The 24,637-nt window shown below is 72.4% G+C and carries 27 protein-coding genes and 1 riboswitch; of the genes, 10 read left to right on the top strand and 17 right to left on the bottom strand.

Going from position 1 to position 24,637, the window contains the following annotated elements; all coding sequences use genetic code 11:
* Positions 1-2 precede the first annotated feature (2 nt).
* The 4 genes from IRQ30_RS17025 to IRQ30_RS17010 form a co-directional block, all read right to left on the bottom strand.
* Complete coding sequence (locus IRQ30_RS17025; protein WP_193614169.1) at positions 3-809, bottom strand: DinB family protein; 807 nt, start codon at positions 807-809, stop codon at positions 3-5.
* A 285-nt stretch (positions 810-1,094) separates the two neighbouring features.
* On the bottom strand, positions 1,095-1,400 hold the full coding sequence (locus IRQ30_RS17020; RefSeq protein ID WP_193614168.1) for a hypothetical protein: 306 nt from the start codon (positions 1,398-1,400) through the stop codon (positions 1,095-1,097).
* Between the two features lie 114 nt (positions 1,401-1,514).
* A complete protein-coding gene (locus tag IRQ30_RS17015) occupies positions 1,515-2,300 on the bottom strand; it encodes an alpha/beta fold hydrolase (protein ID WP_193614167.1) in 786 nt (261 codons plus the stop codon).
* Complete coding sequence (locus IRQ30_RS17010) at positions 2,297-3,529, bottom strand: MFS transporter (protein WP_338089763.1); 1,233 nt, start codon at positions 3,527-3,529, stop codon at positions 2,297-2,299. Before IRQ30_RS17010 ends, IRQ30_RS17015 begins: the two co-directional genes overlap by 4 nt.
* 152 nt (positions 3,530-3,681) lie before the next feature.
* On the opposite strand from IRQ30_RS17010, the gene IRQ30_RS17005 reads away from it, so the two are divergent.
* From IRQ30_RS17005 to IRQ30_RS16995, 3 genes are all read left to right on the top strand, one after another.
* On the top strand, positions 3,682-4,101 hold the full coding sequence (locus IRQ30_RS17005; RefSeq protein WP_193614166.1) for a YciI family protein: 420 nt from the start codon (positions 3,682-3,684) through the stop codon (positions 4,099-4,101).
* Positions 4,098-5,357, top strand: coding sequence for an RNA polymerase sigma factor (locus IRQ30_RS17000; protein ID WP_338089762.1), 1,260 nt, complete (start codon positions 4,098-4,100; stop codon positions 5,355-5,357). The genes IRQ30_RS17005 and IRQ30_RS17000 overlap by 4 nt, the downstream gene beginning before the upstream one ends.
* 81 nt (positions 5,358-5,438) lie before the next feature.
* Entirely contained in the window at positions 5,439-7,193 is a 1,755-nt protein-coding gene (locus tag IRQ30_RS16995) for a substrate-binding domain-containing protein (protein ID WP_193614165.1), read from the top strand.
* Between the two features lie 6 nt (positions 7,194-7,199).
* On the opposite strand, the gene IRQ30_RS16990 is transcribed toward IRQ30_RS16995, so the two are convergent.
* The 8 genes from IRQ30_RS16990 to IRQ30_RS16955 form a co-directional block, all read right to left on the bottom strand.
* Positions 7,200-7,514 (bottom strand): DMT family transporter, encoded by a 315-nt coding sequence (locus IRQ30_RS16990; protein ID WP_193614164.1) that lies wholly within the window; start codon positions 7,512-7,514, stop codon positions 7,200-7,202.
* A gap of 8 nt (positions 7,515-7,522) precedes the next feature.
* Positions 7,523-7,587: riboswitch (guanidine-III (ykkC-III) riboswitch) on the bottom strand.
* A gap of 40 nt (positions 7,588-7,627) precedes the next feature.
* Positions 7,628-9,202: a hypothetical protein gene (locus tag IRQ30_RS16985; protein WP_193614163.1), complete on the bottom strand. Its 1,575-nt coding sequence runs from the start codon at positions 9,200-9,202 to the stop codon at positions 7,628-7,630.
* A 110-nt stretch (positions 9,203-9,312) separates the two neighbouring features.
* Positions 9,313-9,696: a VOC family protein gene (locus IRQ30_RS16980; RefSeq protein ID WP_193614162.1), complete on the bottom strand. Its 384-nt coding sequence runs from the start codon at positions 9,694-9,696 to the stop codon at positions 9,313-9,315.
* Between the two features lie 218 nt (positions 9,697-9,914).
* On the bottom strand, positions 9,915-10,586 hold the full coding sequence (locus tag IRQ30_RS16975) for a response regulator transcription factor (protein ID WP_193614161.1): 672 nt from the start codon (positions 10,584-10,586) through the stop codon (positions 9,915-9,917).
* A 64-nt stretch (positions 10,587-10,650) separates the two neighbouring features.
* A complete protein-coding gene (locus tag IRQ30_RS16970) occupies positions 10,651-13,068 on the bottom strand; it encodes a CHAT domain-containing protein (RefSeq protein ID WP_193614160.1) in 2,418 nt (805 codons plus the stop codon).
* 4 nt (positions 13,069-13,072) lie between these two features.
* On the bottom strand, positions 13,073-14,641 hold the full coding sequence (locus tag IRQ30_RS16965) for a S8 family serine peptidase (protein WP_193614159.1): 1,569 nt from the start codon (positions 14,639-14,641) through the stop codon (positions 13,073-13,075).
* A gap of 13 nt (positions 14,642-14,654) precedes the next feature.
* Positions 14,655-15,125 carry a hypothetical protein gene (locus tag IRQ30_RS16960; protein ID WP_193614158.1) on the bottom strand — a complete coding sequence of 157 codons (471 nt, stop codon included), beginning with the start codon at positions 15,123-15,125 and terminating at the stop codon, positions 14,655-14,657.
* Complete coding sequence (locus IRQ30_RS16955) at positions 15,122-15,742, bottom strand: RNA polymerase sigma factor (protein WP_193614157.1); 621 nt, start codon at positions 15,740-15,742, stop codon at positions 15,122-15,124. The genes IRQ30_RS16960 and IRQ30_RS16955 overlap by 4 nt, the downstream gene beginning before the upstream one ends.
* Positions 15,743-15,937: 195 nt before the next feature.
* Here IRQ30_RS16955 and IRQ30_RS16950 point away from each other — a divergent pair, with 195 nt between their 5' ends.
* Together IRQ30_RS16950 and IRQ30_RS16945 are read left to right on the top strand one after the other, a co-directional pair.
* Positions 15,938-16,216, top strand: a complete 279-nt coding sequence (locus IRQ30_RS16950; RefSeq protein WP_193614156.1) for a hypothetical protein — start codon at positions 15,938-15,940, stop codon at positions 16,214-16,216.
* A 53-nt stretch (positions 16,217-16,269) separates the two neighbouring features.
* Entirely contained in the window at positions 16,270-16,743 is a 474-nt protein-coding gene (locus IRQ30_RS16945) for an SRPBCC family protein (protein ID WP_193614155.1), read from the top strand.
* A 161-nt stretch (positions 16,744-16,904) separates the two neighbouring features.
* On the opposite strand, the gene IRQ30_RS16940 is transcribed toward IRQ30_RS16945, so the two are convergent.
* Both IRQ30_RS16940 and IRQ30_RS16935 read right to left on the bottom strand, forming a co-directional pair.
* Positions 16,905-17,420: an NUDIX domain-containing protein gene (locus IRQ30_RS16940; protein ID WP_193614154.1), complete on the bottom strand. Its 516-nt coding sequence runs from the start codon at positions 17,418-17,420 to the stop codon at positions 16,905-16,907.
* 4 nt (positions 17,421-17,424) lie between these two features.
* The gene (locus IRQ30_RS16935) at positions 17,425-17,802 is read right to left on the bottom strand and encodes a winged helix-turn-helix transcriptional regulator (RefSeq protein ID WP_193610211.1); all 378 of its coding nucleotides are present in this window, start codon (positions 17,800-17,802) and stop codon (positions 17,425-17,427) included.
* Positions 17,803-17,901: 99 nt separating this feature from the next.
* On the opposite strand from IRQ30_RS16935, the gene IRQ30_RS16930 reads away from it, so the two are divergent.
* Together IRQ30_RS16930 and IRQ30_RS16925 are read left to right on the top strand one after the other, a co-directional pair.
* Positions 17,902-18,267, top strand: a complete 366-nt coding sequence (locus tag IRQ30_RS16930; RefSeq protein ID WP_193614153.1) for a DoxX family protein — start codon at positions 17,902-17,904, stop codon at positions 18,265-18,267.
* A gap of 26 nt (positions 18,268-18,293) precedes the next feature.
* Positions 18,294-19,310, top strand: a complete 1,017-nt coding sequence (locus IRQ30_RS16925; RefSeq protein ID WP_193614152.1) for a hypothetical protein — start codon at positions 18,294-18,296, stop codon at positions 19,308-19,310.
* 42 nt (positions 19,311-19,352) lie between these two features.
* On the opposite strand, the gene IRQ30_RS16920 is transcribed toward IRQ30_RS16925, so the two are convergent.
* The 3 genes from IRQ30_RS16920 to IRQ30_RS16910 all read right to left on the bottom strand — a co-directional run bounded on the left by IRQ30_RS16920 (position 19,353) and on the right by IRQ30_RS16910 (position 22,113).
* Positions 19,353-20,972 carry a LuxR C-terminal-related transcriptional regulator gene (locus IRQ30_RS16920; protein ID WP_193614151.1) on the bottom strand — a complete coding sequence of 540 codons (1,620 nt, stop codon included), beginning with the start codon at positions 20,970-20,972 and terminating at the stop codon, positions 19,353-19,355.
* A 39-nt stretch (positions 20,973-21,011) separates the two neighbouring features.
* Complete coding sequence (locus tag IRQ30_RS16915; protein ID WP_193614150.1) at positions 21,012-21,236, bottom strand: tautomerase family protein; 225 nt, start codon at positions 21,234-21,236, stop codon at positions 21,012-21,014.
* Positions 21,237-21,561: 325 nt separating this feature from the next.
* Entirely contained in the window at positions 21,562-22,113 is a 552-nt protein-coding gene (locus tag IRQ30_RS16910; RefSeq protein WP_193614149.1) for a GNAT family N-acetyltransferase, read from the bottom strand.
* Positions 22,114-22,581: 468 nt separating this feature from the next.
* On the opposite strand from IRQ30_RS16910, the gene IRQ30_RS16905 reads away from it, so the two are divergent.
* The 3 genes from IRQ30_RS16905 to IRQ30_RS16895 all read left to right on the top strand — a co-directional run bounded on the left by IRQ30_RS16905 (position 22,582) and on the right by IRQ30_RS16895 (position 24,537).
* On the top strand, positions 22,582-23,475 hold the full coding sequence (locus IRQ30_RS16905; protein ID WP_193614148.1) for a hypothetical protein: 894 nt from the start codon (positions 22,582-22,584) through the stop codon (positions 23,473-23,475).
* 122 nt (positions 23,476-23,597) lie between these two features.
* A complete protein-coding gene (locus tag IRQ30_RS16900; RefSeq protein ID WP_193614147.1) occupies positions 23,598-24,359 on the top strand; it encodes a hypothetical protein in 762 nt (253 codons plus the stop codon).
* Positions 24,360-24,390: 31 nt separating this feature from the next.
* Positions 24,391-24,537, top strand: a complete 147-nt coding sequence (locus IRQ30_RS16895) for a hypothetical protein (RefSeq protein WP_193610218.1) — start codon at positions 24,391-24,393, stop codon at positions 24,535-24,537.
* Positions 24,538-24,637 lie beyond the last annotated feature (100 nt).

The raw sequence follows: 24,637 nt of genomic DNA, 5'->3' as shown, positions 1-24,637 counted from the left end.
GGTCAGCCCCGGCGCTCCTCCAGGATCGCCAGGTCGCGCTCGGCGTAGAGCCGGTGCTCCCACTCCTCGTTGAGCACGGTGCGCAGGCACTCGTCGACCGGGAAGCTGCGAGGCGGCGGCCAGCCGGTGGCGTCGACCGGGTCCGTCTCGCTCGCCAGCTGCTCCGGGGTCAGCTGGTCGAGGAGCCGACGCACCCGCGCCCGCCGGTCGCGGCGGATCTCGAGGACCTCGTCGAGCGACGGGCGGGCCTCGCGGTCGCGGGGGACGCCCGGGGTGTCCTCCATCTCGTCCCACGGCAGGCCGAGCGGGTGCCACGGTGACGGGTCGCCCTGGATCGCCCGGCTCACCCAGGAGTCGGTGGCGAACGTGAGGTGGCGCAGCGTCTCGATGAACGACCACTCCCCGTCGACCGACTCGTGCAGCAGCGCGGTGTCGAGCCGTCGGGCGCGCTCGACGGTGCCGTCCCACAGCTCCTCGAGCAGGTCCCACGCCTCGAGGTAGCCGGCCGGCTCGGTGGGCCGCATCTTGGCCCGCCCGGGATGGCGGCGGTCGAGCTCGGCCTCGATCATCGGCGCCACGTCGACGCCGTTGACGGTCAGCTTGCCGACGTAGCCCTTGATGTCGAGGTCGATGATGTCGACCCCGTGCATGCGCACGCCGATCAGGTCGGTGCCGGTGATGGTCATGTCGTACATCTCCGAGGAGATGATCTCGACGTGCTCGAGATGGACGCGCTCGAAGCGCGTGTTGCTCAGGTCGACCCGCTCGAAGCGGGTCCCGCTCAGGTCCTGGTCCGTGAAGTCACCCATGCCCGGACGCTAGACCCGCCCGCCGACACCCGACACCCCCTGAGCCCACTTCGGTGGTTGAGGTGCGAGCGCAGCGAGCCTCGAAACCAGTCCGGTGGTCGAGCAGCGAGGAGCGTCAGCGACGAGCGTCCGTCGAGACCCGATGAGTGGAGGCAGGCGGTCGGGTGCGGGGGTCTCGACGGGCGCTCGCCGCTCGACCACCGGAGGGTCTTGGTTTCGAGATGGTTGCCAGCACAACCTCCGCAACCACCGGTGGCGGTAGAGCGCGAATACGCCAGCGCAGGTTCAGTGGCCGGAGTTCATGTCTCGCCCGAGGATCCACATCAGTCCCCGCCCGTGTCCAGGGTTGGACAGCTCTTCATGTCTGTCATCGACCACGAGTGCCACGGCGTACGTCGAGTCCTCTCGTGCGGTGGTGCGTGCCCACGCGATCGCGTCCGCCACGTCGCAGTCGGTCAGGTCGTAGGTGGCGGTGTCTGCCGAGTAGGGCGGTTCCGCCTTCATCTGGATATAGACGCGAAACCGAGGGGACGAGTCCTCCCAGTGACTGTCTCGCTCGTCGACCTCTACGACGGTGGGCGAAGCATCCATCAGGCCATGCTGCCAGTGCCCGCAGCCTGGACGTGGCAGCAATCGACGCGGGCGGTCAGGTGCGAGGTCTCGACGGGCGCTCGCTACGCTCGCTGCTCGACCTCCGGGGCGGGCTCAGGCGTGGAGGAGGTCGAGGACGCGCGGGGTGATGTCGTGGGCGAACTCCTCGAAGAAGCCGTGGCGTCCCCCCTCGTGCAGGTACGTCGTCGCGCCGGGGATCCGCTCCGCGATCAGCGCCGCGTTGTCGCCGGGGACCATGAGGTCGTCGGTGCCGTGCAGGACGAGGGTGGGGCAGGCGATGCGGGGAAGGAGGTCCCAGGCGTCGTGGCGGGCGCTGACGCGCAGGTGCGCGCGGCTCTCGTCGGTGGTCATGGTCGGGTCGCCGAAGAGGTGGCTGTCCTCGGGCCGGTGCGGCCAGGCGTCGGTGTAGAAGAGGCGCCGCAGCGTCGCCCGGCGCTTCGCCGGGTCGGGGTCGGAGAGCTCGCGCCGTACGTCGGTCCCGCGCTCGTGCGCGTGCGGGCCGCCGGGGGAGGTGCAGGCCAGCGCCAGGCGGCGCACACGCTCGGGATGCTCGGCGGCGAGCACCTGCGCGACCCGTCCGCCCATCGAAGTCCCGTAGACCCCGACCGGCTCGTCCCCCACGGCGGCGATCACGCACGCGGCGTCGTCGGCGAAGCTCGCCGTCGTCCACCGCTCGACGGGGCCGCGGCTGCCGCCCGTGCCGCGGTAGTCGAAGGTCACGACGCGGCAGCGCTCCTCGAACGCCGGACGCGTCTCGGTCCACCACGCGTGCGAGTTGGCCTGCCCGGGCAGCAGGAGCAGCACCGGTCCGTCCTCGCGCCCGGTCACCTGCACCGACAGCCCGAACCCGTCGGGCGTCGTCACCGTCGTCGGCGTCATGGCGCTGCCGTCAGCAGCGTCGGCGTACGGCGCAGCCGCTGGGCGAGCAGCGCGGCCACGACGAGGAGCACGGTCGACAGGATGACGACGCCCGGCCACCCGGCGCCCGTCCAGGCCCCGCCGGCCAGGCTGCCGAAGACCGACGAGCCGAGGTAGTAGGAGAACAGGTAGAGCGACGCCGCCTGCCCGATGCTCACCCCGCCCGCGTGTGCGCGCGCCGGGACCCATCCGCTCGCCACGCCGTGCACCGCGAAGAACCCGATCGTCAGCAGGCCGAGGCCGGCGAGCACCAGGGGCAGGTACGACGGCAGCGTGAGCAGCGCGCCGGCCACCGCCACCGCGCAGGCCAGCGGCAGCACCGCGCGCCGTCCGTAGTGGTCGGCCAGCCGGCCGGACAGGGCGGAGCCGAGGCTGCCCAGCGAGTAGGAGAGGAACACCAGGCTGGCGATGCCGAGCCCGAGGTCGAACGGCGGCCCCGTCAGCCGGAAGCCCAGCGTGTTGAGCACGGCGACGAACGCGCCCGAGGAGCAGCCGCCGATGGCGTAGAGCGCGAGCAGCGCCGGGTCGGAGAGGGCCCGCCGCGCCATCCGCACCAGCGCGGCGGCCCCGGTCGGCGCGGCGCGGAAGTGCTGCGAGCGGGGGAGCAGCGCGAGCACGGCGAGCGCGCAGAGCAGGCCGATGGCGGTGTTGGCAGCCAGGCCCCAACGCCATCCGGCCGCCTCGCCCACGGACCCGGCGACCAGGCGCCCGGCCATGCCGCCGAGCGCCGTACCGCCGATGTAGAGACCGGCCACCCGGCCGTGGCTGGAGGGGTGCGTCTCCTCGCGGAGGTACGCCGTCGCGACGGCCGGCAGCCCGGCCAGCGCGATGCCCTGGAGCAGCCGCAGCCCGAGGAGCGCCGGCCAGCTCGGCGCGAAGACGCACGCGAGGCCGACGACGGTGGACGCGGCCAGCGACAGGTGGATCAGCCGGGTCCGCCCGACGACGTCCGACCACGGGCCGGCGAGGAGCAGGGTGACGCCGAGGCCGATGGTGGTGAGCGAGACCGACAGCGTGCTCTGCGCCGAGGAGATCCCGAACTCGTCGACCAGCTCGGGCAGCAGCGCCTGGGTGCTGTAGATCATCGCGAACGTCGCCACGCCGGAGGCGACCAGGGCGCCGACGACGCGGCGGTAGCCCGAGCTGCCGGGCAGGTGCCCCGAGGCGGGCGGGTCGGCGATGCTCGTCACGCCTCCACGCTTTCATCCCGCCCGCGACGGCCCGCCGGAGGGCGCCCCACAGGCTTGTCAGAAAAGTTCAGCACGATGTCGATCGGACGTTCCGCCGTTCGACTGCTGGGTGAGAGGGTCCGACAGAGACCCGCCACACCGAGGAGAACACCATGAAGTACATGCTGATCATGCGCTCGACCGACGAGACCTTCGAGGCCTCCGTGGACGTCGACTTCAGCGAGATCATCGACGCGATGGGCCGCTTCAACGACGAGATGGTCACCGCCGGCGTGCTGGTCGCCGCCGAGGGCCTCGAGGACGCCTCGCTCGGCGTGGTCGTCGACTACTCCTCGCAGCCGCCGGTCGTCACCGACGGCCCCTACGGCGAGACCAAGGAGCTCTTCGGCGGCTTCTGGATCCTCGACGTCGCGTCCCAGGAGGAGGCCGTGGAGTGGGCCAAGCGGGCCCCGCTCTCCGGACCGGGCATGAAGGCCGAGATCCGCCGGGTGCCGAGCATCGACGAGTTCCCGCAGGACAACGAGTGGGTGAAGAAGGAGCGCGCCTGGCGGGAGTCGACCGGCCAGCTGTGAGCCTCAGCGGAGGCGGCCGGCAGGCGGTCGAGGCGGTGTGGCGCATCGAGTCGACGCGCATCGTCGGCACCCTCGCGCGCTTCACGGGCGACTTCGCGCTGGCCGAGGACCTCGCCCAGGAGGCGTTCGCCGAGGCCCTCGTCGGCTGGTCGCGCGACGGCGTGCCCGCCAACCCGGCGGGCTGGCTGCTGACGGTCGGCCGGCGGCGCGCGATCGACGCGTTCCGCCGCCGCGCCGCCCTCGACGACCGGTACGCCGCCCTGGCGCGCGAGGCCGAGGAGGGCGGCGGCGACGGTGGCTCCGACGTGCTGTGGGACCCCGACCGCATCGACGACGACGCGCTGGCGCTGATGTTCATCTCCTGCCACCCGGTGCTGTCGCGCGAGGCGCAGGTGGCGCTGACCCTGCGGGTCCTGGGCGGCCTGACCAGCGACGAGATCGCGCGCGCCTTCCTGGTGCCGACCGCGACCGTGCAGGCCCGGATCACGCGGGCGAAGAAGACACTCGGTGCGGCGCGAGTGCGCTTCGAGGTGCCCTCGCGCGAGGAGTGCCGCGACCGGCTGGGCTCGGTGCTGAGTGTGCTCTACCTGATCTTCACCGAGGGCTCGACCGCCAGCCACGGCGGCGACCTGATCCGCACCGACGTCGCGGGGGAGGCGGTGCGCCTCGCGCGGATCCTGGCCCGGCTGCTGCCCGACGAGCCGGAGGCCCACGGCCTGCTCGCCCTCATGGAGCTGACCGCGGCGCGCTTCCCCGCACGGGTCGGCCCCGCCGGCGAGCCGGTCCTGCTCGAGGACCAGGACCGCCGCCGGTGGGACCGCTCGGCGATCGGCCGCGGCCGGGCCGCCCTGGTGCAGGCCGGGAGGTCCGGCCGCGGGCTCGGCGCCTACGGCGTCCAGGCCGCCATCGCCGAGTGCCACGCGGTGGCCTCCTCGGTCGTCGGCACCGACTGGGACCGGGTCGTGCTGCTCTACGAGGCGCTGGGCCGCCTCGCGCCCTCACCCGTCGTCGAGCTCAACCGCGCTGTCGCAGTGGCGATGGCCTCCGGCCCGGCGGCCGGCCTCGCCGTCGTCGACCAGCTCGTCGACGCCGGCGCGCTCGCCGACTCCCACCTGCTCCCGAGCGTCCGCGGCGAGCTGCTCACCAGGCTCGGGCGACGCGACGAGGCGCGGGGCGAGCTGGAGATCGCCGTACGACGCTGCCGCAACGACCGCGAGCGGGACCTCCTCCGGCGCAAGCTCGCCGCGCTCGGCTGACGACCTGCAGGACACCAGACGTTCATCGAGTGGCCGCACGAAGCGGCTCCGCAGCGGGCGACGACCTGGCAGCCTCGCGCTGTGCCTCGTTCCCTGGCTGCGCTGCTCGCGACCTGTGCCCTCCTCCTCGGCGGACTCGCCGCGCCAGCCGCCGTCGCCGCCGCGCCGTACGCGCAGGTCGAGGGAAGCGGTTCGACCTGGGGGGAGTGGCTCCTCTCGCAGTGGATCGCCGACGTCGACGCGCGAGGGATGAAGGTCGTCTACATGGGCGGCGGGTCGACGCGAGGCGGCGAGGACTTCGCCCGCGGCGTCACCGACTTCGCCGTCACCGACCTCCCGTACGACGGCACCGACCAGCAGGGTGAACCCGACGGCACCGGGCGCGAGTTCGCCTCCCTGCCGATGTTCGGAGGCGGCACGGCCTTCACCTACCAGCTGAGGTTCGGCGACACGGTGGTGCGCAACCTGCGGCTCTCCGGCGCGACCCTGGCCAAGATCTTCACCGACGAGGTGACGGACTGGGCGGACCCGGCGATCTCCGCGGACAACAACGGCCGCCGGCTTCCGTCGCTGCCCATCGTGCCGGTGGTGCGCGCCGACGTCGCAGGATCGACGTACCAGCTCACGTCCTGGCTGGATCACGAGCACCCGACCATCTGGTGGCCCTACCAGGGCGGGCCCGGGCCGACCTCCCACTACCCGCTGCGTGACGGCTCCGCCATGCTGGGACGGGACGGCTCCGCCGAGGTGATGGACGCCGTGCACGGCCCCGGCGGCAACGGGTCGATCGGCTACGTCGAGAGCTCCTTTCCGTACTCGCGGCCCGACGTCCCGGTGGTCGCGGTCGAGAACGCGGCGGGATACTTCGTCCGGCCCACCCCGGCCAACGTCGCCGTGGCTCTGCGGCACGCCGAGGTCGGGACCGACCACGTCGCCGACCTGGAGGGGGTCCACGACTCCCGCGACCGGCGCAGCTACCCGCTCTCGTCGTACGCGTCCATGATCGTCCCGACCGGCGCCGAGGACCGTCGGATGACCACGTCCAAGCGGCAGACGCTCGTCGACGTCGCCGCCTACGCCGTGTGCGCCGGGCAGCGCTCCGCCGCCCCCTACGGCTACGCGCCCCTGCCTCGCCAGCTGGTCGCCGAGGCCTTCGGCCAGCTCGCCCGGCTGGGAGCCGCCGACGCCCGCGTCGACATGACCGGTCGTGACGCCGCCGGCTGTGACACCCCGGACCATGCCGCGACCGCCCCTCAGCCCTACCCGTGCCAGGCACGAGGAGCCGGCCCGTGCGGCAACGGCACGGCCACGAACACGCGCGCCCCCGCCCTGCTCGGCCCGGTGCGCGTCGGCGCCACCGTGCGGGTCGATCGCGGGGACTGGGCCGGCGTGGACGCCTTCGGCTACCAGTGGCTGGTGGGGGACGAGGAGATCCCCGGCGCGACCGGGCCGTCGTACCGCGTCCCGGCATCCCTCCTCGGCCGATCCCTGCGGGTCCAGGTGACGGGGGCGGTCTCAGACTGGTCCCCTCGCACGGTCTCCACCCCGCTGACGCGCGTCGGCCGCGGGCGCCTTCGAGGTGTGCGGCTGTCGATCGCCGGCCGACCGGTCGTCGGCCGCACCCTGGCGGTGCGCGGCGCCGCGATCCGGGGCGCGGCGACCAAGGTCCAGTGGTACGCCGCCGGCAGGAGGATCCCCGGTGCCCACAAGGTCCGCTGGACCCTCAGGCGCGGCCAGGTGGGCAAGCGGGTCACCGTGCGCGTGGTCGCGTCCACGACGGCGTACGACCGCCTGGTCCGCACCTCGCGTCCGACCGGGCCGGTGCAGCGGGGCTGACGCTCCTCAGTGGGCGAGCTTGAGCCCGATGACACACCCGACGAGGCCGACGATGAGCAGCACCTTGACGAGGCTGGCCGGCTCGTCGCCGGTCAGCATGCCGAAGGCGACCGTCAGCGAGGCGCCGATCCCGACCCAGACGGCGTACGCGGTGCCGATGGGCAGGGTGCGCATCGCGTAGCCCAGCCCGCCCATGCTGGCGGCGAGGGCGACGAGGAAGACGATGCTGGGCGTCGGCCGCGTGAACCCCTCGCTTCTGCCGAGCGCGACGGCCCACACGGCTTCGAGGGCTCCGGCGACGACCAGGACGAACCACGACATGACCACTCCTCGTGGCCGTCTTGTCGCTGTCCGGGTACGGCGCCCTCGTCCGGCAGTCGGCGTCCGACTGATCCGGCAACCCTACCGGCTCGGTGACGGGAAACGCCGACCCGTCAGCGCGAGACCTTGCGTCCCCTGCTGGTCTTGATGACGCTGAGGTAGGTCGCCTTGATCGCGGTGACGCGGACCCTGATGACCGTGCCGCGGTCGGCCTTGCGGATCTTGTAGAAGGCCCTGGTGGCACCACGCACGACCTGCCCGTCCCGCAGCCAGCGGAAGCGGAACCTGACCGAGCTCGGGCGCCATCCGGTGGTCTTCGCGGTCAGCCGCTGACCCACCTTCGCCTTCCCCACGGCCTTGACCTGCCCGACCTTGAGTGCCTTCTTCGCGACGGTGGCCGTCGAGGTGCGGACGAACGTGTTCGGCCAACCGGGGCGGCTGACGGTGACGCGGACCTTCAGCTTCTTGTTCACGTCGACGGAGCGCACCTGGTAGCGACGCGCGGTCGCGCCCCGAATGGCGGCGGCTCCGCGCATCCACTGGTACTTCAACGTCGCCTGCGGGTCGGCGGTGACGCGTGCGGGCGCCGAGAGGACCCGGCCGACGGTCGGCTTGCCCGCCGGGGCTGCGGCAGCCGGCAGCGCCTGGGCCGGCCGGCTCCCGCTGATCCGCACCAGGGCCCGCTGGAAGGTGTCGCTTCCGTCGACGTAGTTGCCGTTGGCGTCCTTCTTGTAGATCTTCAGGCGCGCGTCGACCCGTGCCCCGGAGTGGGCGGCAGCGACCGGGAACGTGGAGGCGCCGGAGTCGTACGAGGTGTGCCTCGGCTGCGGCACGCCGTCGACGTACCAGCGGATCTCGCTGTAGGTGTTGGCCGGCTTGCCGAACGCAGCCGTGAGGGTGGCGCCCGGCTTCGCCGAGCCGGTGATCGCCAGCGGCGACGTCGGCTGCACGTGGGCGGTGCCCACCTTGGTGACCGGCGTGGTGAGCCTGGCGGGCTTGTATCCCGGCCGGCTGGCGGTCACCGTGGCGTAGATCCACTTCCCGGACTGCGCGGCCGTCGGGACGAAGGTGGCCGCGGTGGCGCCGGGTATCGGGGCGACCGGGGCGTTGTCGGTCCGCGACATCCACTGGTAGCTGAAGGTGGCGTTCGTGGGCCGCCATCCCTCCTGGCCCACGATGCTGAGGCGGTCGCCGACCTGGTACGAGCCGGTGATGAAGGGGTCGACCGGCGCCATCCCGAGGCCCTGCCTCGGCAGCGTGACGGAGACCGACCTGGACGGCGTCGCCGCGGTCGAGGTCCACGTCTGGGCGGTCTGCCACGACGTGGCGTTGGGCCAGCACCGGTCCGCGTGGCGCACCTCGGGCTGCCAGTAGAACTCCGCGGAGGTCGACTCGCCGTAGTAGGAGTCGGAGAAGCAGACGCGGTACTGGCCGCCGACCTTCACCGGCTGGGAGAAGCGGCCCTTGCTGTCGGTGAGCTTCGGACCGAACTGGAGCGTCGTCCAGGTGCCCCCCTCCAGCGTGTAGAGCTCCCAGTACACGTTCTGCAGCGGCTTCCCGCTCGCGTCGACCGCGGTGCCCGTGATCGTGCCGGTCGCGGCGTGTGCCGGGAGGGCGACGGTCGGCACGAGCACCAGCGCGAGGAGAGCGGCCAGGAAGGGAGGCAGGAGAGAGCGGAGGAGACGCATGGCGCGCAATTTACCGTGCGGTGGAGGCCGTCACGGATCGCTGTCCGAGACGGCGTGCGACCGGTTGTCCCGGACCGCACGAGCAACCACGCGGGTGCCTCGACGTTGGCTCAGGCGACGCAGAACTCGTTGCCCTCGGGGTCGAGCATCACGACGTGGCCCAGGGCGCCGTCGTAGTGCTGCTCGCGGACGTGGGTGGCTCCGGTGGCCTGCAGCTCGTCGGCCTTGGCGCGGATGAGCCGCTCGCGCTCCGCCAGGTCCCACGGCGGCTCGCCCGCGACGCGGATGTCGATGTGCAGGCGGTTCTTGGCCGTCTTGCCCTCGGGCACCCTCAGGAAGGAGATCGCCGGCGCAACGCCGTCGGGGTCGACGATCGAGGCACCGTCCGGGTCGTCGTAGCCGGGTTCGGGCACGTAGTCGAGCGCGCCGGCCCAGAAGGCGGCCAGCGCGTGCGGGTCGGCGGCGTCGCAGCCCAGTGTCCAGTGGGTGGCCATGCCGCACCGTAGCCCCGGCGGGGCGTTGGTGCGAGGGCATCGGTGCCAGCGCCGGGTACGAGCTCGTGCAGCGCGCGCTGCCGCTGCTGGTGTTCCTCGTGGCGGCGACGTACGCGGTGGTCAAGGTGAGGTGGGCGGCGTCGTCATCGGTGTCCTGGCATCGGCGACGGTGACCGGCGTGATGTACGTCGTGCGCTCGTCCCGGGACGGGCGACGGCTCACTGCAGCTGCGGCGCGCGCCATCCGGTCCGGTGGGCGAGGCCGACGGCGGCGAGCTGCGAGCCGACGTCGAGCTTGCCGAGGATCGCCTTCACCTGGGTGCGCACCGTGGCCTCCGAGACGACGCAGGCCTTGGCGATGTCACGCACCTGGCGCCCGGAGGAGAGGTGGCCGAGCACCTGCATCTCCCGCGCGGTCAGGGAGGCGAGTCGCTGCTGGGCGCCGCGCTCGGCCGTGCACTCGCGTCGCCAGCACGAGACCAGTGCCTCCCGCTTGTCGCGAGGGATGACGGGCAGGCCGGCCTCGAGGCGGCGAAGCGTGCTCACGATCGTCTGCAGCGGCGCCGTCTTCGGCACCACGCGGCGGGCGCCGTGGTGGAGGCACTCGCCCCAGCGGGCCGGGTTACGGGACGACGTGAGGACGACGACGGCGACGCCTGCGTCCGTAAGCGGCCCGGTCACGTGCGCGACGTCCCCCACCTGGTCGGCATCGACGTCGAGGATGGCCACGTGTGGCCGCCGTTTGAGCACCGCCCGGACCAGTGGCTCCCCCCAGGCGCCACTGGTCGGGATCGGCACCTGGTCGACCTCGTGGCCGTGCAGGCTGAGGGCGAGGTCGAGCGTCTCGGCGAACATCTCGTGGTGCTCCACCAGCGCGACTTTGAGACTCATCTGGACTCCCCGGGTTGAGGTGCGGCTTCGGGGGAGAGGAGCGGGCGGCGCCGCCCTTGATACCTCAGGTGAGGCAGACGAACGGCACGGGCGCCGCGTCGGCCCGGTGCTCGACGGCGGCGAGCGCCACCGGTGGGGCGAGCCCGGCCCGCAGCCCGGCGTGCACCGCGAGCAGGGTGTCGTGCGCGACCCGGTCGTCGACCGCGGCCGGTGAGGCGATCACCCACCGGGCGCCCGCGTGCAGCCACGCGGTCGCCATCCCGATCAGCTCCTCGCCGTGCCGCACCGACGACCGGCCCCCCTCGCACGCCGACAGCAGCACCACCTGCGGCACCGAGGACAGCTGGTCGATGTCGTAGCCGAACCAGGAGCCGTCGGCGAGCTCGAGCCCGGAGAACAGGGGGTTGTCGGCCGAGTGCCGGCCGTGCGCGGCGACGTGGAGCAGGTCGACGCCGGCAGCGAGGTCGGAGACCGCGGCGGCCGTGGCCGCCTCCCCGGTCAGGACCCGGCTCCCGGGCCACTGCCGTGACGCGGCCTCGACCTCGGCCACCGCGCGTTCCACCCGGGGGCCGGCCACGAGCCCGGCGGTGGTCAGCGGCGTCACCCCCGCCCGGGACAGCCACGAGGTGACCGAGCGCGCGACGGCGACCGGGCGACCGGTGAGGCCGGGGAGCATGGTCCACGGCACTCCGGCGAGCAGCGCGGAGGGGGTCAGCACCACGTCACGGTCTCCCACGTCGTCCAGGACCGGTGTCAGCAGCAGCGACGCCAGCCGCGACAGACGGGTCGCGAGCCCGTGCCGCACGGCGCCCGCGAGGGACGCCGGCAGGTACGACGCCGCGACGTCGAGGTCCGGCGCGAGACCGTCCAGCAGCCCCACGAGGTCGGCGCGAGAGCCGACCACGTGGCGCGCCACGCCGCGGGCGGTGATCACGAGGGCGACCAAGTGGGTGTCCGTGACGACGTGCGCGACGACCGCCGTGGCCTGGGGCAGGGCGCCGACGACGGCGTCCAGCTCGACGGGCTCGGTGACCTCGCCGGAGCCGCGCAGACGCCACGCCTGCTCGCGCACGCGTCGACGGAGCTCCGCCTCGCGGCTCGGCGCCGGGCCGGAGCGGAGCTCGGTGAGGTCGGCGCGCGTCTGCTCGTCCTGGGGGGCGCGGATCGGCAGGACGCGGCTGGCGAGCATCCGGGCCCGCTCCGACCACTCGAAGAGGGTGCGGGAGGACTGCGACTCCACGGCCAGGCGCAGGCCGGTGCGGGCCAGGCGGACGCCGTGACCGGTGACCATGGTCTGCAGGTCGAGGCTCCCGAACGAGCTCTGCCAGGCGTGGAGGTCGTCGAGGCCGGCGCGCAGGTGCGCGAGGGCGTCGGCTCGACGACCTCGGTGCGCCGCCAGCTCGGCACGCGTCTCGCGCTCGAGCAGCCGGACCGCCAGAGGAGCGCGTGCACCGGTGCGGATCCCGGCCAGGGTCGCTGCGGCGCCGTCCGGGTCCCGACGCAGGAGGTGGGCCCGGCCGAGGTGGATCCGGGTCTCGACCGCGGGCCAGTGCAGGCCGTGGTCCTCGAGGAGGGGCACGAGGTCGCGCCCGCGGTCCACGAGGGCGGTCGGGGAGCGCCCCAGCCTGACCTCGGCGGCCAGGACCACGGCGGCCGCCCGCGCCCTCCACGCGGTGGCGGACGCGTCGAGGTGACGCAGCGCCGACCGCGCCCGCTCCAGGGCCTGTGCCGGGTCGTCGAGCAGGAGGGTCCGGCTCAGCGTCAGCTCGGCCTCCGCCTGCCGCCGGCGCAGGCGCCGCGACCCGAAGGCGCGGGCGGCTCCTGCCAGGGCGGCGCGGCCGTCGTCCACGAGTCCGGCGGCGATCAGGACCTCGGCCCGGTCCTGGTCGCAGGTCGCCTCGGCCACGGCGCTCAGCGGCGCGAGCACGGTGCGGGCCGCGTCCATGTCGCGCAGGGCCTCGGCCAGGTCGCCGGCGAGGAACCGCGTGTAGCCCAGGTTGTGCCGCGCCATGGCCACCTCGGGTGGCTCCGCCGTCGACTCCAGGTGCGCCAGCCCGGCCTCGAAGTCCTGCGCCGCGCGGGACACGTCGTTCTGCTGGAGGTAGAGGTTGCCCCGGTTGACGTGGGCACGACCGAGGTGGAGGGGCGAGGTGCTCAGCATCCGGATCGCGGCGCCGAACGCGGACATGGCCTCGGCGTTCTGCCCGGTGAGCATGGCGAGCAGGGCCTGCTGGCCGTGGATGCGTCCTCGCTCCGCGGTGCTGAGGCCCGGGCGGAGCAGCGCCGACTCGAGCAGGCGTATCGCCTCGTCGCGTCGGCCCGACTCCGAGGCGACGTACGCGAGGCTGGCCTCGATCGACCCGCTCAGCGCATCGCTCGTCGATCGCCGCAGGGCGGTCTCAAGAGGGGTGCGCGCCGCAGCGACGCGGCCCGCGTTGATCGCCGCGACGCCTCGTGCGTGGAGCTCCTCGGCCGACAGCACCCCGTCAGTGTGGCCCGAACTCGACCACCTTCTCCACCACCGACCAGCCGAGCGGTACGGCGGTGGCCGGGTCCTCGGGACCGACGAGCTCGCCCACCAGGGCCGCGGCCAGCCACCCCGCGAGGACCGGCGCGGCGAAGGAGGTGCCGCTCCAGACACCGAAGCCGCCGCGGTAGTCGTCGGGGTCGATGGCCTCGCGTGGGCGACCGAAGGCCCTCGACCGGGCCATCGGCTGCAGGCCACCCTGGAAGCGCGGCATCGTGCTCAGCAGCGCGGCACCGGGCGCGAACGCGCGCACCCACGGACCGACGTTGCTGAACAGCGCGTCGGTCGACCGGTTGGGGTTGAGGGCGCCGACCGACACGATCGGCAGGCACGCGGGGTCGGGCTGCACCGGCCCGTTGCCGTCCGACCACGGCGCGAAGGCAGCGGGGAAGCTGGGCCGGCTCGTGGCGTCGTTGCCGGCCGACGCGACGACGATCGTGCCGTGCCTGGCGAGGTCCTCGAGGATGGCGTACATCGTGACGTCGAACAGGGCGTCCGACGGGGTCTCGTGGTAGTAGCCGATCGAGAGGCTCAGGACGTCGATGGCGTGCCCGTCGTCACGACCCTCCCGGTGTCGCCGCGCGAGCTCCGCGACCTGGGCGAGCGAGGCGACGAGGTCGGACTCCACGGTCGGCCCCTCCGAGGGGACCACCCGCCAGGACAGGATGTCGGCGTCCGGGCAGCTCTGGTGGACCAGCCCCGCGATGAACGTGCCGTGGCCCGAGAGGGGGTCGATGACGCCGTCGAGCTGGCCCACGAGGTCACCGTGCAGCTCGGGGTCGGTCACCGGGTCGGAGTAGCCGATGCGCACGCCGTCGAGGGTCACGTCCTTCGTCACGACGTGGTTGAGCCACGGGTGCACGGCGCAGCCGGTGTCGAGCAGGGCGACCACGGGGCGTCTGCCCTCGATCCTCTTCCGGCGATGCGGCGGGGCTCCGACGTACGTCACCGGCTGGCGGCCGCCCGAACCGGGCAGGCCGTACGTCGAGACCGGAGCGGAGGAGCCGCCCCCGGCCGGGCTGCTGATGTGGAAGGGGCTGCTGATGTGAAAAGGGCTGCTGATGTGGAACGGGTTCGACTCCAGCGACCCGGAGAACACGACGTGGTCGAGGCCCACCCCGAGCACGGAGCGGACCCCGAACTGTGCGCGGGTCTGCTGCAGCAGCACCCACCCGTCGGGGGCGGTGGCGGCGGTGTCGGAGGCCAGCCGGATGGTCACCGTCCGCAGGCCGTGGGGGAGCCGGGCCGTGCGTGGGTCCTCGGGGTCGAGGGTGACGGTCCAGCCCAGCCGCTTGGCCACGGCCTCGAGCACCTGCATCGCCCCGTCGACGTCGATGGCCTTGGAGATCACCAGCCGCGGGCCGACGTAGACGGTGGGCCTGGCCGCGACGCCCTCGACCTGCAGGGCGGTGCTCGGGTCGAGGACCCGGCCCTGGACGGCGCTGATCACGTCGCGGGGAGGTGGCGTCGGGTCGCGGTCGAGGGGGCTGCGGGTGGGCGGGGCGGCTCCGTCGTCGAGGGGCTTCATCGGGTCCTTCCGGTCAGATCTCGAAGGTGGGGGTCACGAACGATGCGTGCTGGGGGTCGGTCGGCTCCAGAGCGAGCCGGACCAGTCCCGGGCGCAGGTCGACGAGCACGAAGCGACCTTCCTCGCCGACGGTGGCGGGGGCCCCTGCCGCGCTGCCGTCCGGGTGCAGGGGGCGCACGACCGTGGGCAGGGGCGGCACCACCCACCCGTCGATGCGGGGTGCGTCGGTGCTGGGACCGACGCGCACCAGGACGTCGAGGTCGACGCCGGTGTAGCGCAGGGTGAGCGACGTCGACGTGCCGCGTGCTCCGGCCAGCTCCGTGGAGCGCTCGACGAGCTCGAGCAGCTCGTGGTCCCAGTCGGTGGCGAGCAGGTCCACCTCGGCGCGGGCCACGGCCTGCATGCGTCCGACCAGGCCGTCGGGCACGGGGTCTCGCTCGCGCCACAGGTCGGCGAGCTGACGCAACCGGGTGTCGTCGTTCATGTCGGGCTCCCCAGGTCGTTCCCGGACGGGCGGGTGAGGGCGGTGCGCAGCTTGGCCAGACAGCGGCCGCGGGTGGGTCCGATGCTGCCGACAGGCATCTGCAGGTCGGCGGACAGGGCGGCGTAGTCGGGTCGTTGCTCGAAGGCGACCACGCGCAGCAGGCGCTGGCACCGCTCGTCGAGCTCGGCCACCGCCCGCCAGAGCAGGTCCCGCTCGTCGTGCGCGACGACGGTGCTCTCGGCCGAGGGCTCCGACGGCACGTGCCGCTCGAGGACGTCGGGCTCGAGCGTGACGTGGGATCCGGCCCGTGCGCTGACCCGCCAGGCGGCGCGGCGCGAGGTCAGCGTGAGCCAGCCACCCACCGCCTGGGGGTCGTCGATCGCGTCGCGGCGGCGGACGAGCGCCAGCCAGGTCGACTGCACGACGTCCTCGGCCTGCTCGTGGGAGAGCCGGTAGGCGCGGACGACGTGCCACAGCACCGGCGTCATCAGCGCCACCAGCTCGTCGAGGGCGTCGAGGTCGCCGTCGCGCCAGCGCTCGAAGGCGTCGGCGGCGACCGACCACACCCCGGGGGCTGCGGACGTCTCGGGCACCCGCCCCGACTGCCCAGCGGTCATGACTCTCATCCGATCCCCCGACGCGCCCGTCCGGGAGAGGCTTCCAGGTGGCTCACCCAGGCAAGGAGGCGCGCTTCACCGGGCTGATACATCTTGTTCTCCGGCGCCTGAAATGTCTACGGCGTTCGCTCGCACCCGCGACGGTGGGGCAGATCGCTGCGTACCTTGGGGGACCGCCAACCGAAGGAAGTCCCCATGGGTCTCTTCAAGATCAGCAGAACTCCGCAGGCACAGGCAGAGCGCGACGTCAGGATCGAGGGGCGCACCAGCCATCGGAGTCTCCAGGAGCTCCGGGACCAGCTGCGCGCCGTCGGGGACCTCGGCCTCGACCTGGACGAGGCGCTGCGCAGTCCGGCCGTCCGCCAGAAGGTGGACATCGCGACGCTGATCAAGGCCCTGGCCGTGGCGACCGCGACCGCCGAGCAGGCCCTCGCGGAGGTCATCGCGCTCCGGGAGGAGCTCGCAGGCTCCTGACCCGACGACGACCTCCGCGCCCGGGTCCGCCGTCCCGTGCCATGCTGCGCGGCATGCCCCAGGTCACCGCAGAGCAGTGGGTCCCGGTCCCGCCGGACACGGCGTTCGCCGTCTCGCAGACGACCGGCGAGGTGCGGCTGAGCTGGGACCCGTTCATCCGGCACCAGCACCTCATCGACGCCGAGCGCCCGGCCAAGGACGTGCGCACCCTGACCAAGGCGCGCGTCGGGCCGACGATGATCAGCCGCTACGTCTCCTACCGGCCGCCCACCTCGGTCGGCATGACCATGGAGAAGGGCCCGTGGTTCTTCGCCTCCTTCGGCGGCGGCTGGCGCTTCACCGCCGAGGAGCAGGGCGGGGTGCCCGGGACCCGCGCCGTGTGGAAGTACACCTGGTCGGCCCGTCCGGCCTGGCTGGCTCCCGTCGCGGACCCGATCGGGCGGTGGCTGCTCGGCCGCGAGATCCGGGCGCGGATCTCGGCCTTCGCCAGGGCCTGCGAGAGCCCGGACGTGCTGAAGGCGATCTAGCCACGGTCACACCCCCCTGCCGCGCGCGTCAGGTGGGTGACACCCACCCCGAGAAGGAGCCGAGATGGCAGCCAAGGACGCGACCCCCGAGCTCAGCCCGCGGCTCCGGTACACGCAGCCCGCCTACGACGCCGGCTGAGCGCGGCGTCAGAGGGGCGGCGTCAGAGACCCAACGTCAGCGGCTGGTCCGGGACGACGCCGTCGATGAGCGCCGCCAGCGGCGTGGCGAGGTCGCGCGGCGAGAAGAGGTCCGGCCCGTGGTAGCCGGCGATGTCGGCGTGCCGCCACCACCGCAGCTCGCTGATGAGCTCGGCGGCCAGCTCCTCGTCGGAGAACGCCCCCCGCGGCTCGAAGCGCGCGGTGCGGACCAGGAAGTAGTCGTTGACCAGCCCGTCGTACGCGCCCTCCAGGCCGGGCATCGCCAGCTCCTGGTGCCACACGTGCGGCGGGTCGGCGTCGACGACGAGCCCGGTCTCCTCGTGCAGCTCGCGGCGCAGCGCCTCCAGCGGCAGCTCACCGGGCTCGACGCCGCCGCCCGGAGCGGCCCAGATCCCCGTCACATGCGGCGGCACCGCCGGGTGCGGGGGACGGAAGCGGCACAGCAGCACGCAGTCTTCGTCCAGGATGACCGCCCGGACGGTGCGACGCAGCCGCGGAGCGGCGGGAGGCTCGGTCACGTGCCTAGTCCTGGTCCGAGTCGTAGGTCGCCTGGTGCTCCTCGATGTCCGGGTTGTGGTCGACCGCCCACTCCGCGAGCGCCACGGCGGGCGCGATGAGGGTGCGCCCGGTCCCGGTCAGCTCGTACTCGACGCGCGGCGGGACCTCGGCGTAGACCGTGCGCGACACCAGCCCGTCCCGCTCGAGGTTGCGCACCGTGCGGGTCAGCATCCGCTGGGAGATGCCGGGGATCCGGCGCTGCAGCTCGGTGAAGCGCAGCGGCGGCCCGTCCAGCGTGGCCACGACCAGCAGCGTCCACTTGTCGCCGATGCGGTCGAGGATGCCGCGGATCGCGCGACCGCCGTCGCCCCGGATCAGGCAGGTCTTCTCGTACTTCGACACGGACGTCCCTGTCCCTCACGCACACCGGTGTGCCTTTTGTAAGCCCTCCCGGACTTACCCAGGATGGCCCTCGTCACCGACGATAACCAAGGAGCCACCATGGAGACCGCGTACTGGATCCTCGCCGGCCTGCTCGCCGTGTTCTACGCCTACGGCGGGGCGGTGAAGGTCGTGCGCACCCAGGAGCAGCTGCAACCGATGATGGCCTGGGCGGGCACCGACGTCCCGATGCCGGTCGTGCGCCTCATCGGCGTCGTCGAGCTGCTCGGCGCCCTCGGCCTGGTCCTGCCGCCGATGCTCGACGTCGCGGTCGAGCTCGCCATCGCGGCCGCGGTCGGCCTGGCCGTGCTGCAGGTGCTCGCGTGGCGCGTCCACTGGGGTCGGGGCGAGCGACGCGACTCGATCATGAACGTCGTCCTGGTGGTCCTCGCCGCGGTCGCGGCCTGGCTCGCGACGGCGTTCTAGGTCTTCGGCCGTCGTACGATCGCGAGATGCTTCGTCTCTCGGTCGCCGTCATTGCGGCCTTGGCAGCCATGGGCGTCACGCCGACGCCGACGTCGACCGCGGCGCCACACGACGAGCCGCAGCAGCGGGTCGCCCGCGCCGCCGGGCAGACGGTCGGCAACGGCTCGAGGGCGAGCTGCACGTCCGCCGCGGTGGTGCGCGCCGTGGCGCGCGGCGGGGTGATCCGCTTCGACTGCGGCCCTCGACCGGTGACCATCAAGATGCGGCGCACCGCGAAGGTGGTCAACACCTCCGCCGCCGTCGTGATCGACGGGGGCGGCCGCGTGACCCTGAGCGGGATGGGCAAGCGCCGGATCCTCTACCAGAACACCTGCGACCCCAAGCAGACCTGGACCACCTCCCACTGCGACGACCAGGCCTCCCCGCGCCTCACGCTGCGCAACCTGACGCTGATCCGCGGTGACGCGACCGGCCAGCGGTACGACGGCGGTGGCGGCGGCGCGGTCTTCGTCCGCGGCGGCCAGCTGAAGATCGTGCGCTCGACGTTCCTCGGCAACCGCTGCGACCGCCGCGGCCCCGACCTCGGCGGGGGAGCGGTCCGTGTGCTCGACCAGTACCGCGACCGCCCCGTGCAGGTCGTCGGCAGCACCTTCAAGAACGGCCGCTGCAGCAACGGCGCCGCGCTCAGCAGCATCGGCGTGTCCTGGCGCATCACCGACAGCACCTTCCTCGGCAACCGCGCCATCGGCCGCGGCGCCAACCCCGCCCGTCCCGGCACGCGCGGCGGAGGCAGTGGCGGTGCTGTCTACCTCGACGGCAACCGGTTCACCCTGTCCCTCATCCGCACCACGATGCGCGGCAACGTCGCCCGCGAGGGCGGCGGCGCCGTCTTCTTCGTCAGCAACGACCGCACCGGCACGATGCTCATCCGCCGCTCACGGCTCATCCGCAACCCGAGCCGCGGCTTCGAGACGCGAGGTCTGCCCGGGATCTTCTTCCTGGGCGCGCGCCGCCCGACGATCGTCAGGTCCGTCCTGCGCTGAGTAGGGGCTCGTAGGTGGTGGCCCCGTCACGGAGGTGCCAGGTCAGATCAGGTCATGGCTCGCCGCGTAGGTCGCTGCCGCGGCGCGCGAAGAGACGTTGAGGGTGCGGTAGATGTTGGCGACATGCCGGTGCACGGTGTGCTCGCTGAGGAACAGCTCGGCGGCGATGTCGGCGTTGGACAGGCCCCGCGCCAGAAGTCGCAGCACGTCGACCTGCCGCGGGGACAGCGGGTCGCCGGCGTCGCGCTGTCCCAGGAGACTGCGAGCCCGATCGATGCTCGGTCCCGTCCCGAGAGGCTGCAGAAGGTCGAGCGCTCGTCCTGCCTGGTCGAGGACGCTCTTGTGGTCGCCCAGCGCTTGGAGGCAGGAGGCGTACTCGAGCCGGTACTCGGCCTCGTCGAATCGCAGTCCAGCAACTACGGCGTGCCGGACAGCGTCCTGCCACAGGGCGACCGCGTCTACGCCGACAGGCGAGAGTCGCGCTCGTGAGCCTGCTTCTGCCGCCCGGAGTGCGTCGGTGCCGACCTCGTCCGCGATGGTGCGCAGCTCGTCGGCCATCGTGCGGGCCTCCTCGGCACGCCCGGCCGCGGCGGCGACCTCGACGACGAGTGCCAGCACCTCGGCCCTCTCCAGCTGCTGGTCCGAAGGCAGGATCCGCAGCAGCTCGGACACCGTCGACCACGCAAGGTCCACGTCGCCGTCACTGAGCTGAAGGCGGCATCGGCTGATGGTCGCATTGGTCTGGAGACCCGCCTGGCGGAGCAGAGTCTCGGCCTCGTCATGCCGACCCTGACGGCGTCGAAGCTCACCGAGGTGGGCCACCGCCTCGAGGCGAGCGCTGCGCTGCGAGTGCTCGAGGAGCTGCAGCATCCCGGACAGGGTCGCCTCGGCTTCGACACACTCGCCCTGAGCCATCTGGACGGATGCGTACTGGATGCGGCACACGGAGAACAGCGGCGCGAGATCATGGCGGGCACAGATCTCCTCGACCCGCGCGCACCAGGTGGCAGCACGGGTCAAGTCGTGCGCATCCTGGCAGGCGCTGATGAGCCAGCAACAGATCTTGCCCATCCACATGAGGTCGTCGATGTCGCCTGCGGTGGCGGCTCCGGCGGCCGCATCCAGCAATGCCATTCCCGGCGTGACCTCGCCCAGCCGGACCAGAGCGAGTCCCGCGAGGGCCTGTCCGACACAGACCAGATCATCGTCACCGGCCGCGCGCCCCAGTGACTCGGCAGCGCGGGCGTGCACCAGGCCCACCCGAGCCGCACCCTCGATGTTGAGGGCGACCTCGGCGTTGCGGACCGCCAACCACCCGACCTCGGGCAGATCGTCGTCCCCGGCGAGGAGGGCCGCGGCCCGCGCCAACCAGCCGCGGCCCACGGCGGTGCCCCGACCGAACAGGATGGAGTCGTAACCGAGGGTTGCGGCCATCAACGCGGCAGCACGTCGGTCACCGGCCCTGCGGAACCCACGGTAGGCCGCCTCGCGGGCGGCGAGGGCGGTCTCGGCGTCGTCGCGCCACCACGCGACCTGGGCGAGCCCATCATGGGCGCGCGGGTCGTCGGTGCGGTCGACGACCGCGGCGAAGCCGGCAGCAGCCTCGCTCCACCGCCCACCCTTCAGTGCCGCTCGAGCCGTGAGGAGCTCCCGCGAGGTCATGACGACCGCACGGCCTGCCGACCGGTCGCGCGCAGCGCGCTAGACCCCGGCGCCGGCAGCCAGCGCGTGGACGTCGGCCGTGGTGAGCGCGTTGCCCGCGATTCCCCAATCGCCGCTCTGCACCTCCCGCACGACGCACCACGTGACCGGCCGAACGTTCTCGCCCTCGATCTCGACCAGGGCGTCGGTGAGCTTGGCGATGATCTGCCGCTTCTGCTCGGCGGTGAAGACGTCCTTGATGACACTGACCTCGATGAGCGGCATGGCAGCAGACCCTTCTCGTTGTGCGACTCCCTCGTGGAGCCTGGACTCCTAGACTGCGTCGCACACGCTGGGTCTCGCTTCGACTGAACGGGCCATCGTGCTGCTCGGCGCTGATGGCCCGCACGGGCCACGGCCGGTCCCGCTCGCTCACGGGACGGGTTCGAGGTGTCCACCGCACCAGTGTGGCCCAGGAGCCCGACCGTGCCTCCAGCTCCCGGTCGACCCGTTCTCGGCAGGTTCGGTTGCTTCTTGGGCCGCGCCGACGGGCGACGGAGTGACGCACCTCCGGCGGTGGCGACCCGAGGACCAGCCCGGGGTGCTCCGGCTACGCCGCTTGCCACTCGCGCCGCAGCAGCCCGAACACGAACGAGTCGGAGAGGTCGCCGGCGACGACACAGTCTTCGCGCAGCGTGCCTTCGTGCCGGAACCCGAGCTTCTCGAGGACGCGGGCGGAGGCCAGGTTGCGGGTGTCGGTCTCGGCCTGCACGCGGTTGAGGTCGAGGGTGTCGAAGGCCCACTGCAGCACGGCCCGCCCGGCCTCGGTGGCGTAGCCGTGGCCCCAGGCCGTCTCGGCGAGGACGTAGCCCAGCGAGGCCTTGTGATGGGCGGGGTCCCAGTGGGTGAGGCCGATCCACCCCAGGAACGAGCCGTCCGAGGCGAGCTCCAGGACGAGCCGGACGCCGCTGCCCTCCTCCGCCATCTCACGGCTGCGGGAGAGGAACGCCTGAGCGCGCGTGGGGTCCTGCCACGGAGGGGCGTCCCAGTAGCGCAGGACGTGGGCGTCGCTGTGCATCGCGTACAGCGACTCCGTATCGGCGTCGACGAACGGCCGAAGACGCAGGCGGGCGCTGTGCACGGTCGGGGCGGGCAGGGACATGTGGTCATCGTCCTGCCAACGCGTGCCCGACGGCAATCAGAAGCGGACAAGGGTTGGCAGGCACCCGGGGACCACGACCATGGGGGCTGCATAGTCCCCGCCCGTGACCGTCACGATGCGGCTGCCTGAGTTGGTGTGTCAGAGGCGGCCAGATCACCGTTGCTCCCGATGACGGTCTGGGTCTGGCAGCTCCAGAGCATCCTCCGCGAAGACAAGCCAGAAGGAATTCTTGGCTTTAGCCAAAAGATGAACGCGCAGACTTCTGGTGTGTCAGTGTGCCCAACAACGGGGGCGGGGGTGTCGAGGTGGCTGGGTGTCGCCACCTCGTCGATTCGACCCCGGCCTCGTGCAGGCGTTCGCGGTGAGGTCAGCGGCTCGGGTCAGGCGGCCAATTGCTCGTTCGAGGAACCTCCGAATTCGAGATCCATGCGTTGTCGGCGAGGCTGACGCGAAGAAAAAGGTGCCACCATGACTACCATCAAGCCTCTTGCTGCGCTGCTCCTCAGCGCCGCCCTGCTCATCCCGACACTGGGCGTAACGCCGGCCCAGGCTGAGGAGACCAAGCCCGACCATCACGGCACGATCACCCCTATCCCACGGAATCTTGCCCAGCTTGGCCAAGCACGTGACCGTCTGCAGGGCGGGCACAGGCCCCAGGTCGATGCCCGGTCGTACCCCGACAGCCTGACCGTCTACCCCCAGAGTTATACGCGTTCACCCAGCGGGGAATGTGAGAGTCTGCTTGCGCAACTGGATGTGAGTACGGGCGCCGATTACGAGTCCGGAACGGGCGAATGGGCGAGCGCCACCGTGGAGTGGCAGGTCCCGACGTCGTGGGGCGAGAACTACGAGTACGGCAGCATCTACAGCGATGGGTCCTACGAGTTCGATGCTCTCTACTGGTGCCCCAACGTGGACGGTTTCGGCACGTTCACTCTCAGCGTGAGCGTTACCTACTACGACCTCGATGGTTACCAGGTGGGATACGACGCTGAGGCGCAGCCCTTTACTGTCAGCCCTCCGCCTGTCGCTCCTGTCGCCTCGTCCAAGGTGTCGCACAGCAAGAAGAAGTACCGAGCGCACGGCTGGAAGTGGAACGTGCGCGTCACGCGTGCAAACAGGGCGTGGGGTGGCACGCAGGTGGTCATGCAGGCGAAGCTGTGCGGCGGCTGGCAGAAGATGTTCACGAAGCGGACGAATGCTCGCGGCCGGGCCGCATTCACAGCCGACCCTGAGGCGGGCTGGAACAAGCAGCGATTCTGCGGAAAGCCCGGTGCGCGCATCCCGTTCCGGTTCGCCGTCGCCGGCAACGCAAGCACCCGGGGTGACGTAGGCCCCACGTTCCGCGTCACGCGCCGCTGACCAAGCGCCACGGCCTACCGGTCACTGCGCCGTTGCTTCTCCTCCGGCTGGCGGATGCCAACGCTCGGCGCGAGCAACCGGGTTTGGCCGCATCGCGCGTGCGGAGTCACCACACTGGCCTCGTGCCTCTCAACCGATCGCTACTGACCGTGCCGGTGTTCGTCGTGGGAACGGCGTTCGGATCGTCGTCGTGCGCTGCCGAGCCGGAGCCGGTCGTCAGCGACTCCAGCGCCGCCTCGGACGGCGAGACGCAGACGGAGCTTGCGAAGGAGCCGGTCTTCCAGCCCGACCTGTCGGGTCTGCCAGCGAAGCAGAAGGAGCTCTACACCCACTACGCGTCCTTGCTGGACGAGAACTCCAGCCAGGAGGGGACCTGGGTCTTCGTCGCGGACATGACCGTCGACGAGGCGGTGGACCGGCTCCTCGGACCCGAGCCGCGGGTGGTGACGCCGAAGGACGAGCGGCGGTTGGACAGTGGCGCCTGGTCGGCGTACTCCTTCACGCCGGTCGGCACGGGCGTCGTGGCGTTCGAGCGCACCGGGTTCGCCGACCCGCGCGGCCGCCGGCTCGCGGCCCTCTCGGCCGGCGGGGGAGTCAGCGCGGTGGCGACGGGCGACGTCGAGGCGATGAGCCGGTTCGGCTACGCCCGCGACGGCAAGATCGTCTTCGACGAGGTCGACTACGCCTTCGTCGAGGACCTGGAGAGGATCCCGGCCGAGGTGCGGGACCTCGCGGCCCTCGTCTGGGCGGGCCCGGGCAGCTTCTCGGCGGAGACCGGGGACTGGTTCGTCGCCGCGCTGGCGATGGCAGAGCTGGTGACGGGTGTGCGCGTCGACCCGAGCGGCTACGACGCGCTCACGAAGTACCTCGTGCGGATCGGGTAATGAACCCAGCCCCGTCGGGCACCGGCAGGACATGGACGAGCGCGAGCACCCCACGACCGAGCAGCCGCTGAACGCCGAGCCGCGGCGCAAGCTGCCGTCGCTGCTGGCCCTCCTGGCATTGGTGGTGACGATCGCGGTGGTGTTCGCGATCATCACGTTCCTGCAGCAGCGCACCTAGTCGCCCGATCTCCTGCGGGAACGCGCCCGGCCCTCTAGGTTGACCCGGTGATGAAGCGCTCTCGGGTCCTCGGTCTCGTCCTTGCCACCGTCGGGTCGGC

This window comes from Nocardioides lijunqiniae (assembly GCF_015024225.1).
Classification (GTDB): Bacteria; Actinomycetota; Actinomycetes; order Propionibacteriales; family Nocardioidaceae; genus Nocardioides; species Nocardioides lijunqiniae.
The sequence above is the reverse complement of the archived record's forward strand: the minus strand, read 5'-3'. Positions and strand labels throughout refer to the sequence as shown.